The organism is Saccharopolyspora sp. NPDC050389 (assembly GCF_040655595.1).
GTDB lineage: Bacteria > Actinomycetota > Actinomycetes > Mycobacteriales > Pseudonocardiaceae > Saccharopolyspora.
Genome location: NZ_JBFAKG010000097.1, coordinates 24454 through 35279, shown reverse-complemented (window position 1 = coordinate 35279; position 10826 = coordinate 24454). Strand labels below are relative to the sequence as shown.

Sequence of the window (10826 nt, the reverse complement as noted above, 5' to 3'; positions counted from 1 at the left end):
ACAGCTCATCGGGCACCAACCGTCGCGACAACTCATCAACCACGAACCAAGATCATGCCCGCAAACCCCACCAAGATCCAAACGAGACACGCTCTAAGCAGCCTGGTGGCACTTCACGAGGACGACAAAGGCGGTTGCAGACGAACACCCTGTTCGGCTTCGCGAGCGAAACGCTCGGCCGATTCGACCGAGTCAATGTAGGACATCAGGACCTTGGGATGCGCGAAGGTCGAGACCAAGCGGTCCGCGACCGCACGGGACCGCAACGACGCTCCAAATAGGGTCTGAATCGCTTCGTTCGGCGGCTCGATGAGCATGTTCGAGAACGTCGAGAAATGTCTCCCCTCGCGCTCCCAGAACTGTTCGAATCGGTCCTCGTACCAATCCCGCCGCACTACTGGGCCATCCAGTTCGCGCAGGCCCTTGAGCAAGTCGTCGATCCCCCAGGCAGCGGCGTTACCTCCTTGTCCCGCAGCAGGATCTAAAACCATGAGCACGTCACCAATTCCAAAGACAGGCCGACCGCTGGGCAGCGTCGCGACCGGTTTACGGACGAGCGGTCGCACCGCTCCGCGCAGCCATGCCTTCGGATCAGCTAGCCGCATTCCGCTGACATTGTCGGCCTCCCAACCTGCGAAGTCGACAAAAAGCGACTGAGCAACCTTCAATGCCTGCTCTCCGTCGCTGATCCCGGCGAAGCGGTCCATCGCGCCGCCGGGACGAGCCTCGACGAGCACCTGGTGTACCGGCGTGTTCGTAAAATGGACCTGCGGGCCATAGAAGAGTTCGCCGTGTTCGGGGTTGAAACAGAACTTGATACGGCCGACGTTCTCCTCTCTGGGAGCCTGTATTCCACGAACAATAAGCAACAGCAGTTCTCGTTGCGGCTTCTCGTAGACGGTGCGAGCCTCGTCCAGTTCAAATAGACCGGACAGAGCCCCCCTACCTGTTGCGACGAACACCGCATCGTCCTGCTCGGCCCACTCTTCCAAGTCCCTCACGCTGGCGGAGTGGTAGACCACGTTTCCCTGGCGACGGATGAATGTCTCCAGGGCGCGTGAACATTTCAAGCGCGTGTCCACTGCTATGGCCGGAGCCTCGAAGTCGCCTTGGAAGTGCATATCTATGTCGACACCGTTGGCGCTTAGGGCAAAGTCCACCCCGCACGCTGAGTTGTTGATCAACGAATCATATAGATCGATACCTGCGGCTCGCTCCTTGGCAATCGAACGCTGTTGTAGCATGTGACCGGATAAAGCGCCAAGATTCATATACTGGCTAGGGGTGCGATCGGCGATGAGCCGAACCTTCCAACCGCTGGCCATTAACCCATACGCCAGGTGAAGCCCGCCCTGGCCGGCGCCGACAATAGTGGCACTACGAGCAGCACCGATCATGATGCCCATTCCAATTCGATAGGTCGAACAATCATTAATTAAACCTGGTCGTCATTCTCTATCGAGATACAGCCTGAAGGGCAGAATTGGGCAGCAAACCGCACGTCATCGCCATCAACCGCCTGCGGGCTGTCAACAAGTAAAACCACCAGCCCGTCGCGTGGATCCTGATCGAAAACTTCTGGCAAAGTTTCCGCACACCTGCCGGTACCATAACAAAGGTTACGGTCAATTTTTATCTTCATTTCAACACCCTCGATTCAAAGCTACCATGTCACCGGCATTTCGTACGCGCCATATACGAGCATGTCACCACGGAAAGGAATATTCTCGATTTCGGTCGCAAGTCGCAATGTGGGAAAACGACGGAACAAGCTAGCCAAAGATATTTCCAACTCAACTCTGGCTAGCGCTTGACCGAGACATTGATGAATACCGAGGCCGAATGCCAAGTGTCGCCGCGCGTCACGATGCAAATCAATCGTAGCCGCGCCAGGGAAAACGCTTTCGTCATAATTGGCAGACAGTAGGCTGAATATTACTGAATCGCCTTTGGCGATCAGTTGTCCGCCTACCTCGACATCTTCCGAGGCAACTCGACCGTCACCCTGAATAACCGTGAAGAAACGCAGAAGCTCGTCGACAGCAGGCTTAAATAGACTAGGATCTTCTTTTAACATAGCCAGCTGGTCGGCATCTCGTAGAAGGGCGAAGACACTCAGGCTAAAAGCTCCGGCCACGGTCTCATGCCCCGCGATCAGCAACAACCGCATCATTGAGACAAGTTCGTCGTGGCTGAGTTCATCCTTGTTGACCCGAGCAGCCAGACGACCCAGCAAATCATCGTTTTTACCCTTTATGCACGGCCTGGCATACTCCGATCGGCATAAGCGGAGTGGCTCTGCGTATTGGCTCTTCGCTGTTTCGCGTGGGTAGCTCTGGCGTGATGCCGTGGTTACCAGTCATGCGACCGCAGGGTTGGTGACTGTGGGTAGTGGGAGTTTGCCGGCGATGAGGTAGGCGATGCTGATCATCTTGTTCTTGTTGCGGTACCCGCGGGCGCGGGCCTTGGCGGCCTGGATGAGCGAGTTGGTGCCTTCGAGCAGTCCGTTGGAGGTGCGGGAGGCATGCCAGGCGATGATCCCGTCCCAGTGTCGCCGGACGAGGTCGACGAAGTCCTTGATGGGTTGCAGGCGGGAGCGTTTGGCACCGGCGCACCAGCCGTGCAGGTACTCGGCGGCGTAGCTGGGGTCCTGGTCGTAGAAGGCTTGGAAGTCTTCCCGCCAGCGCAGAGCGCGCGCGGTGGCCAGTTGCGCCGACGGCCGCATCAGCTGTTGCAGCTCGCGGCGCTGGGTGACCGAGAGGTTGGACCAGTTCTTCAGCCACAGCCAGCGGGTGTGCTTGAGCTCGGGACGGGCGGCGATCTCCGTCCGCCGTACTGCGTCAACGGCCTCGGATAGCGTGGCCGCCAGGTGATACCGGTCGAAGGTCAGCCGCGCGTGGGGTAAATGTTCGCCGATGCCGGCGATGAACACCGCACTCATGTCCGAGCTGGTGGTGTGCACCTTCCTGGGGTCGCCACCCTGGGCGGCCAGATCCGCGGCGAACCGCTCGACCGTGGCGGCGTCGCGGCCTTCGGTGGCAAACAGCACCCGGGCGGTGTCCAGATCGGCGAACAGACTGATGTAGTCCTGCCCCCCGGCAAGTCGAGGTCTCATCCATCCCCACCCGCCGCACCGACGAGAAGTCCTCACCGGCCCGGGCAGTACGCACATGATGCTCCACAACCCCCCATACCCGGGTGTCATGCTCACGCACCGACGCGGCAACCCGGGCCACCGGCATCGCCTTGGCGAAGGTCAGCACTAGTAGGGCAAGGGCTGCGGCAAAGTCTTGATGTGATGGCTTGACCTGTGGTAACGGCGTGTCGTGAGCGCGGGCACCGCGATCACGGGGGTGATCGAAGTCGCTGAACACCGATCGTCAGGAAGTCGTCGCCGTGCCCGCGTTCTCATCATCTCCTGCCCTTCAAACCCCGATCGAGTCAGGCCCTGCCCAGCCCGCATCCGTCACGGACGCCGGATCGCCGGTCCCCAGGGATTGCTGGAGGTGTTGACGGACGTGGTCGATCCACGCAAGCGCCGGGGTGTGCGGCACCGCCTGGCGGTGGTGCTGGCCATTGCGCTGGCGGCCACGCTGGCCGGGGCACGCTCGTTCACGGCGATCGCCGAGTGGGCCACAGATACACCAGCGGGTGCGCTGGTCCGGCTGGGCGTTGGTCGCCGGCCGCCGTCGGAATCGACGAATCGTCGTGTACTGCAACGACTTCCCGGTGATGTGTTCGACGAGAAGATCAGTGCGTGGATGTGGCTGCGCACCAGCACGATCAGCGGACGGCGGATCATCGCGTTCGACGGGAAACGGTCAAGGGAGCCAAGGACACCTCCGGCAAGCTGGTGCATCTGCTCTCCGGGCTGTGCCAGCGCAGCAAAGCCGTGCTCGCCCAGGTCGCCGTCGGCGCCAAGACCAACGAAATCCCTGTACTGGCCGCGCTTCTGGGCACTCTCGACATCACCAATGCGGTCATCACCGCCGACGCCATGCACTGCCAGCGCGACACCGCGCAGATCATCCGCGATCGCGGCGGCCACTACATCCGCACAGTGAAAGCCAACCAGCCCACCTTAAGGAAAAGAGAGAAATCACTGCCCTGGAAAGACATTTCCCTCCCTGTCAGTGACTCGCGAACGCGGCCACGGCCGCCAGGACACCCGCACCCTGAAAGCGACCGAACTCACCACGGGCATCGGATTCCCCGGCGCCGCTCAGGTCCTGCGACTCACCCGGACCCGCACCAACCGCAAGACCGGCACACGCACCCGCGAAACCATCTACGCCATCACCAGCCTCACTGTCACCGACGCCGGACCCGAACAGATCGCCACATGGTTGCGCGGACATTGGTCAATCGAAAACGGGCTGCACTGGGTCCGCGACGTAACCTACGACGAAGACCGCAGCCAGATCCACACAGGCCACGCACCCCAAGTCATGGCCAGCCTCCGCAACACCGCCATCAGCCTGCTCCGACTCGCCGGCCATACCAACATCGCCGCCGCCTGCCGACATCACGCCCGCGATTTCAACCGGCCCATCGAACTGCTCCTGACATGCTGAAACCCGACTTTGCCGGGACCCTGAGACCGGCCCGAAGGTCTCCGCTCGGTGAAATCCGCCAAGTCCTGCCCTGTCGATAAATCACGCAGTCTGTTTGCAGGTTTCAAGCTCAGCACAGGATAATGCGTTGGTGACCCACACCGTGGTGGGGTTGTAACGACCTTGTAGCCTGCTCAGACCTGCATGAGCACGCCGGAATCAACTACCCATTCCGCGCCTGTAACTTGGCTTGCCAATGGGGAGACAAGGTAGGCAATCACGCGAGCGACGTCCTCGGGTTCACTGACTCGTTTCGTCAGTTGCGGGCGAACTGAAGTGGCCATGTAGTCGACGATGCCAGCAAATTCGATCCCGCGGAGCTTCGCCACTTGCTCCCCGAAACCGCCGGGACGGTCATAGATTGCCGTCCTGGTCAGTCCAGGAGTGACCACGTTTGATCTGACTCCCTCGCCGGTGAACTCGGCAGCCAAGGTTTTTGACGAAGTCGACGTCATGGCACCGTTGATACCTGAGCTCCGGGCGACCAGCAGCTTCTCGCTGTTGCGCACCCGATCGGCACGGGCCGTCCATGATGGCGTAGATGATCAACTTACTGGATTCCGGTCCGGATACCTGGCAACCGGCCGATCGCACAGCTGGGATGCGCGGCGATCAACCGCGCGCACGATTTCTGTTCCGCCCAAGCGACCGCGAACGCACTGGCGCGTACCGTACGCCATCGCAGGGCAGTACCCCGTGCGCCCGCGGAACTCGGCCCGGCACTGGGGAGGAGTGCAATCTTGGTGAGTCGTGCGGGCAACGCACAGCTCAAGTCGTGGCCAGTGCTGGGCCGGGACCGGTAGCTTTGTGGCTGCGGGCACAGGGATCGACCATTTCGGGAATGACATGCTCCGCCACCCTCCGGTCCAGGCGGCGCGTCGCCCGGCCGTTCGCTGTCGACGCACAAATTCGTAATCGCGCGCCACGGAGTATCTGCCCCTGACGCACGCAAGGGAGAACGACATGTCTGCCATGGACCCGGGCGTCATCGCCCCCGAATCCCCGCAGAGCTTCAGCAGCGCCCTCGACCAGGTGCTCTTCCACATGGGCTCGGCCCTGAACGACGAGCAGGCGAACAAAGTGGCCGGCTACCTGGAAGGTGGAAGGGCGTTGCCCGCGGCGGAAGCGCTGGCATCCATCGCTGCGGCCAAGCGGCGAATGGTCTCACGTGAAGACCGCAACATCCTTCGGACAGTCATCGAAACCTACGACGGCGATCTCACCCACATCAGCCGCCTGGAGTCACAAGCTGTCACCGATACCCCGACGGTCTCGATCAAAGCCCCCCGTTTTCTCGGTCTGGCTTGATCCGGCCAACCGTGCACGATGCACGGTGCCACCAAGCACAAATGAATCTCCGCGCGAGGGGGCAGGAAATCCTGTCCCCCTCGACAAGTGCGCGAATCACTCTGCAGTACGCACACGAATGCGCCGTGCGGCGTCGGTCCTTGCCGACACCGCACGGCGCGAGGGTGAATACCGGTCGGTTACCGGTCGTTCGGGAGCAGCCGGTTCAACGCCTCGTCGACACTCATCCACCGGTGTTCGTCGCCGGGTTCGACGATGTCATAGGTGTCGTCCAAGAATTGCGCCAGCTTCTCAGCCGGCGCTTCGAAGGTGGCTTCTCCCGACGGTGAACGCAACGTGATCAAGACGAGCTCGGGCTTGCCCGGACAAGGGCCGATGCGCATGTCACCTTCCCCGCTGTCGGCGACCAGCCCGTCGGCGAGCAGGTCGCGGGCGACTTCCCAGCGAACCTGGCGGCTCTGTCCCGCGTTGAAGATCATGACCACCGCATACGGGTCGCGGGTTTCGTACCGCAGTTCCACCCGAACCTGGGCGCTCACCCCTGGCAGCGTGGCCAGGCTGAAGACAGTGGCGAAGCGGATGATCGTCCGGTGGTTCTTGGCCATCATGCTGCACTCCTTCAAGCTTGACTCCCACCCGAAATGCAGCATGGCCAACCCGGATTCACGCCTTCTTCACGACATCTTCAGCCTCCGGCGACACCAGGGCCGCTCCGTTCCGCAGGCACTCAACCAGGCCAAGAGGCCGCCTTCGTCGCCCCGGAGAAGATCCGTTTTGACCGATTGATCGATCCAGGCGATCCGGTACCGGAAACCAGAGCCCGATCGCAACCCCACGCGTGTACAAACAGGCAATCCTTCGGGCAATAAGCCACCGTGGGCACAATGCGGTTCCCGAAGGTGCACTATTGCGGAGAGAGACGCTATCTTTTGCGACCGTGGAAATAGGGGTGGCGATGCCGGCAAGCGCGAACGGACCGCTTCAGGTCACGTTGCTTGGACCGTTGCGTGTTTGGCTCGGACAGGACGAGATCTCGCTTGGTCCGCCACGCCAACGAGCCGTGTTCGCGGTGCTGGCGCTGCAGTCCAACCACGTCGTGCCCCGGCACGAAATCATCAACGCCCTTTGGGGGGATCGCCCGCCGGCCAGCGCCGAAGGCAGCGTCTACACCTACATTTCGGGACTGCGCCGCAGCCTGGAACCGCAGCGCTCCCACCGGTCCAACGACGGCGTCCTGATCTCGCATTCCGCCGGTTACACGCTCCGGCTGCCGACGGAGAACCTGGACGTCAAGGTGTTCGACCGGTTGCGCGAGCAGGGGCGGCAGCAGCTCGCCTCCGGCGACCACGAGGGCGCGGTCGAGTCCCTGGACGCCGCATTGGGCTTGTGGCAAGGGGAGGCTCTCGCTGGTATTCCGGGACCGTTCGCCCAGCTGCAGCGCGAACGACTCGCTGAGTTACGGCTCATGACCATCGAACACCGCTCGACAGCAATGCTCGCGCACGGCAGCCACGTCGAGCTGGCGGCCGAACTTGCCGGCCTGGTCCGCGAATTCCCGTTGCGTGAGTCCCTGCGCGCGCTGCTGATGACCGCCTTGTACCGCAGTGGCAGACCGGCGGAGGCGTTAGAGATCTTCCGCGAGGCCCGCCGGGCGTTGGTTGAAGAGCTCGGCATCGAACCCGGGCCTGAGCTGAGGCGAGTGCATGAACAGATCCTGGCCAACGATCCTGACTTGAGCCCGACACCGGTGCGGAAATCGCTGGTTCGCCACGCCGCGCCGCTCTCGATCGTTCCCGCCTACGTCAACCGGGCACTGCAGCAAAGCGACAAGAGGCGTTACGTCGGACGCCTGGCTGAAAGCACGCGCCTGCAGGAACTGGTCGCGGAAGTGCTGGCCGGCCGCGGCCGTTCGGTGTGGATCGAGGGCGAACCCGGTATCGGCAAGTCGGAGCTGCTCACGGTCGCCCTCGCCGATGCCGGCCGTCTCGGCTGCCAACTCGCCTGGGCGGTCGCCGACGAACTGAGTCAGCGGTTCCCGCTGCAGGTCATGGCGGAATGCCTTGGCATCGATACGAAAGCACCCGACCCGCGACGGGCGAAGCTGGCCGCCACCCTGCACGGTGAGCGCTCCACGGAGCCGGTGGATCAGCTCCTGGAGCTCGTCGACGAGCTGTGTGCCATCTCGCCGCTGATCCTGGTCATCGACGACCTGCAGTGGGCGGACGAAGCCAGCGTGCTGGTGTGGCACCGGCTTTGCGCGGCAACGCGCCAGTTGCCGTTGCTGCTCGTGGCCGCGACACGCCCGGCACCCGACAGGGTTGAGCTGCGGCAGCTGCGCCGCGCCGTCGAGTCGCGCGACGGTGAAGTCTTCCTCCTCGAACCGCTGACCGATCTGGAGACCATCCAGCTGCTTCGCGAGATCGTCGGGGCCAAACCAGGGCCAGTGCTGCGGGAAATTGCGGGGCGCGCGGCGGGAAACCCGCTGTATGTGCAGGAAATCACCGGCACACTGCTGCGCTCTGAGGCAGTAGCGATCACCAATGGCACCGCAGACGTTCCCGCCTCGTCGATCTCGCAAGCCCCTCGGTCTTTGGTCGCCGCGATCGGCAAACGACTGGAGTTCCTCTCCTCGCCAACCCGGGAAGTGCTTCGCTGGGGCGCCCTGCTCGGCTTGGAGTTCTCCTGCACGGAAGTCGCCGCCGCTATGGGTAGACAAGCGTTCGAGCTGCTGGACGCCTTCGAAGAGGCCGTCTCCGCCGACGTTCTGGTCGATGCCGAAGTCCAGATGGCATTCCGTCACCCGTTGCTGCGCCAGGCGCTCTACGACGGAATCCCGAAGGCCGCCCGGGGCGCACTGCACCGGCAGGCGGCGGAAAAACTGGCTGAGGTCGGCGCACGGGTCGAGCAGGTCGCCGAGCATCTTCTCGCAGCATCGACCGCCAACGACCGCTGGGTACTGGAATGGCTGGCGGAGCATCACGTCGCGGTGTCCAACCGTGCCCCGCTGATCGCCATCGACCTTTTCTCACGCGCGCTGGAAAACTGCCCGGTCGGTGACCCGAACCGGGAAGTGCTGCTCGCCGCGCTCGTGAAGGTAATGTTCCGGGCGGGACGCGACACGGAAAACAAAGCACGCCAGGCCCTCGCGATCGCCACCGACCCGTACCGGTCGGCGGAGATGCGACAGCTGCTGGTCGCGACGCTGTACCGCAAGGGCGAGTTGGCCGCTGCTCTCGACACGCTGGGCAACGCGGCCGACGATCCAGCAGTACCGGAGATCTGGCGCAGTAGGCACAGGTCGCTGGCAGCGAACTTCCAGCGCGGCGACCTCAGCGATCTCGACGCCACTCAGAAAAGCGCCGACAATGCCTACGCGCAGGCAGTAACCACCGGCGAACCCTACCCCATCGCGCACGCATTGCAGACCATGTGGCTGGTCGAGTCGGTGCAGCGGGATCACGTACGCGCGCTCGAACACGTCGACAAGGCGCTCGAAGTGGTCGGAGATGATCCCGAATTCTCCGAGTTCCGCTTCGACCTGCTCGACAACCGCACGTTCACGCTGCAGAACCTGGATCGCCTCGACGAGGCGGAAACGACGATGCTCGAGGCCCGCCAGATCGCGGCCCAGCACCTTCCGTCCAGCGGCCTCCAAGTTTCCGAGGCGGTCCACTACTTCTGGGTAGGCCGCTGGGACGACGCCATGCTCCAGTTGCAGACCTTGACCGAGGACGGCCCCGCGATCTCCTTCTACGGGTTGCGCGAGCCCGGCCCAGCGGCGCTGCTTTCGCACGGCGTCAGCGCGTTGATCGCCGGGCAGCGGGAAGACGGCAAGACAGCCGCCCGCCATCTGGACGCGGCCGAGGAGTACGCGCCATCCAGCGGCGCGGAGCGCGAGAATGTTGACTTCTTGCTGATCGCCCGGGCGTTGGCGGCCGAACAACGCGGCGAGCCGGAGAAGTCACTGTCGATTATGGACCCGATCCTGAATCCCGGATTCGCCCCGCTGATGCTGCGCCACCAGTGGCTGCCGATCATGGTCCGGTTGGCGGTCGAACTCGGTGACCTCGATCTGGCAAACCAGGCGTTGGCCGTGTGCCGGGACGAAGCCGCCAAGGAAACCCGGCCGGCCCGGGCATTCGCCGCAGCGGCCCGTTGCGAGGGACTCATCGCTGGTGACCCCGAACCGGTCATGGCGGCGGGGCGGCACTACCGGGAAGTGGGGCGCGTGGTCGAACTGGCCGGGGCTTTGGAGGATGCTGCTTTACTTCTGGCGCAACGGAATCTGCTCAAGGACGCGCAGTGCGCACTCGACGAGGCGATCCAGCACTTCGCCGGGCTGTCCGCCCGCTGGGACATCCGCCGCGCCGAGTCACGACTCCGCGGGTTCGGGATCCGCCCGAGTCCGGACATCTCGGTCGTCCATCCCGCCGAGGGCTGGGAGGCGCTGTCCCGCGATGAGGTCCGGATCGCGATTCTCGTGGCCGAGGGCCGTTCCAACCCGGACATCGCGGCCGAACTGGGCCTGCCGAGACGCGTGGTGCAAAGTCACGTTGCCCGCATCCTGGGGAAGCTCAACGCGCATTCCCGAGTCGCCATCGTCGACGAGGTCCGCAGGCGCGAACCGGAGAGTCTGCAGGCCTATCACGCGTAATCGCTCGGGTCGACATCCAGCAGCAGATCGCGGACCGCGGACCGCAATCGTTCGCTCTGCAAGGGAGTGAGGACCGCAGCGGTGCCGTCCGGTGCGGTCAGCACCAGCTGGCGGCCGGTGAATGTGAGGGTGAGTTCGCGGTCGTGGCCTTGCTCGTCACTGCAGGGCAGCACACGGCGAGTCGTTCTCGCCGCAAGGGTGTCCCGAGTGGACCTCGAGTTCTTCTGCGTCATGGCGTTGCCGTGGCTGCG

The 10826-nt window shown here is 63.4% G+C and carries 10 protein-coding genes and 2 pseudogenes; 5 read left to right on the top strand and 7 right to left on the bottom strand.

Features of this window, described 5'->3' with window-relative positions; translation table 11 throughout:
• Nucleotides 1–113 precede the first annotated feature (113 nt).
• The 4 genes from AB0I53_RS40655 to AB0I53_RS40640 all read right to left on the bottom strand — a co-directional run bounded on the left by AB0I53_RS40655 (nt 114) and on the right by AB0I53_RS40640 (nt 3115).
• On the bottom strand, nt 114–1406 hold the full coding sequence (locus AB0I53_RS40655) for a styrene monooxygenase/indole monooxygenase family protein (RefSeq protein WP_358614376.1): 1293 nt from the start codon (nt 1404–1406) through the stop codon (nt 114–116).
• Nucleotides 1407–1435: 29 nt separating this feature from the next.
• Nucleotides 1436–1657 (bottom strand): ferredoxin, encoded by a 222-nt coding sequence (locus tag AB0I53_RS40650; protein WP_358614381.1) that lies wholly within the window; start codon nt 1655–1657, stop codon nt 1436–1438.
• Between the two features lie 6 nt (nt 1658–1663).
• Nucleotides 1664–2236, bottom strand: coding sequence for a cytochrome P450 (locus tag AB0I53_RS40645; protein WP_358614375.1), 573 nt, complete (start codon nt 2234–2236; stop codon nt 1664–1666).
• Between the two features lie 123 nt (nt 2237–2359).
• Complete coding sequence (locus AB0I53_RS40640; RefSeq protein WP_358614374.1) at nt 2360–3115, bottom strand: ISL3 family transposase; 756 nt, start codon at nt 3113–3115, stop codon at nt 2360–2362.
• A gap of 211 nt (nt 3116–3326) precedes the next feature.
• Here AB0I53_RS40640 and AB0I53_RS40635 point away from each other — a divergent pair.
• The 3 genes and pseudogenes from AB0I53_RS40635 to AB0I53_RS40625 form a co-directional block, all read left to right on the top strand.
• Nucleotides 3327–3704 (top strand): annotated as a pseudogene (locus AB0I53_RS40635) (transposase family protein); the annotation flags it as partial.
• Nucleotides 3705–3757: 53 nt separating this feature from the next.
• Nucleotides 3758–4165: pseudogene (locus AB0I53_RS40630) on the top strand (ISAs1 family transposase); the annotation flags it as partial.
• Nucleotides 4134–4574: an ISAs1 family transposase gene (locus AB0I53_RS40625; RefSeq protein WP_358614373.1), complete on the top strand. Its 441-nt coding sequence runs from the start codon at nt 4134–4136 to the stop codon at nt 4572–4574. The pseudogene AB0I53_RS40630 and the gene AB0I53_RS40625, both read left to right, overlap by 32 nt.
• Nucleotides 4575–4747: 173 nt before the next feature.
• Here the strand turns inward: AB0I53_RS40625 and AB0I53_RS40620 are convergent, their stop codons facing one another.
• Nucleotides 4748–5122: an SDR family oxidoreductase gene (locus AB0I53_RS40620; RefSeq protein ID WP_358614372.1), complete on the bottom strand. Its 375-nt coding sequence runs from the start codon at nt 5120–5122 to the stop codon at nt 4748–4750.
• A gap of 454 nt (nt 5123–5576) precedes the next feature.
• On the opposite strand from AB0I53_RS40620, the gene AB0I53_RS40615 reads away from it, so the two are divergent.
• Nucleotides 5577–5921, top strand: coding sequence for a hypothetical protein (locus AB0I53_RS40615; protein ID WP_358614371.1), 345 nt, complete (start codon nt 5577–5579; stop codon nt 5919–5921).
• Between the two features lie 179 nt (nt 5922–6100).
• Here AB0I53_RS40615 and AB0I53_RS40610 read toward each other — a convergent pair whose 3' ends face one another.
• Nucleotides 6101–6529, bottom strand: a complete 429-nt coding sequence (locus AB0I53_RS40610; RefSeq protein ID WP_358614370.1) for an SsgA family sporulation/cell division regulator — start codon at nt 6527–6529, stop codon at nt 6101–6103.
• Between the two features lie 347 nt (nt 6530–6876).
• Between AB0I53_RS40610 and AB0I53_RS40605 the strand changes: the two genes are divergently transcribed.
• Nucleotides 6877–10575, top strand: coding sequence for a BTAD domain-containing putative transcriptional regulator (locus AB0I53_RS40605; protein WP_358614380.1), 3699 nt, complete (start codon nt 6877–6879; stop codon nt 10573–10575).
• Here AB0I53_RS40605 and AB0I53_RS40600 read toward each other — a convergent pair.
• Nucleotides 10566–10748: a hypothetical protein gene (locus AB0I53_RS40600; RefSeq protein WP_093277334.1), complete on the bottom strand. Its 183-nt coding sequence runs from the start codon at nt 10746–10748 to the stop codon at nt 10566–10568. The two genes, AB0I53_RS40605 and AB0I53_RS40600, sit on opposite strands and share 10 nt — an antisense overlap.
• Nucleotides 10749–10826: the final 78 nt, after the last annotated feature.

What these genes read in the sequence shown, in the direction of transcription:
- AB0I53_RS40610 (WP_358614370.1), bottom strand. Translation starts at nt 6,529, where the DNA reads ATGATGGCCAAGAACCACCGGACGATCATCCGCTTCGCCACTGTCTTC.
- AB0I53_RS40615 (WP_358614371.1), top strand. Translation starts at nt 5,577, where the DNA reads ATGTCTGCCATGGACCCGGGCGTCATCGCCCCCGAATCCCCGCAGAGC.
- AB0I53_RS40605 (WP_358614380.1), top strand. Translation starts at nt 6,877, where the DNA reads ATGCCGGCAAGCGCGAACGGACCGCTTCAGGTCACGTTGCTTGGACCG.
- AB0I53_RS40640 (WP_358614374.1), bottom strand. Translation starts at nt 3,115, where the DNA reads ATGAGACCTCGACTTGCCGGGGGGCAGGACTACATCAGTCTGTTCGCC.
- AB0I53_RS40655 (WP_358614376.1), bottom strand. Translation starts at nt 1,406, where the DNA reads ATGGGCATCATGATCGGTGCTGCTCGTAGTGCCACTATTGTCGGCGCC.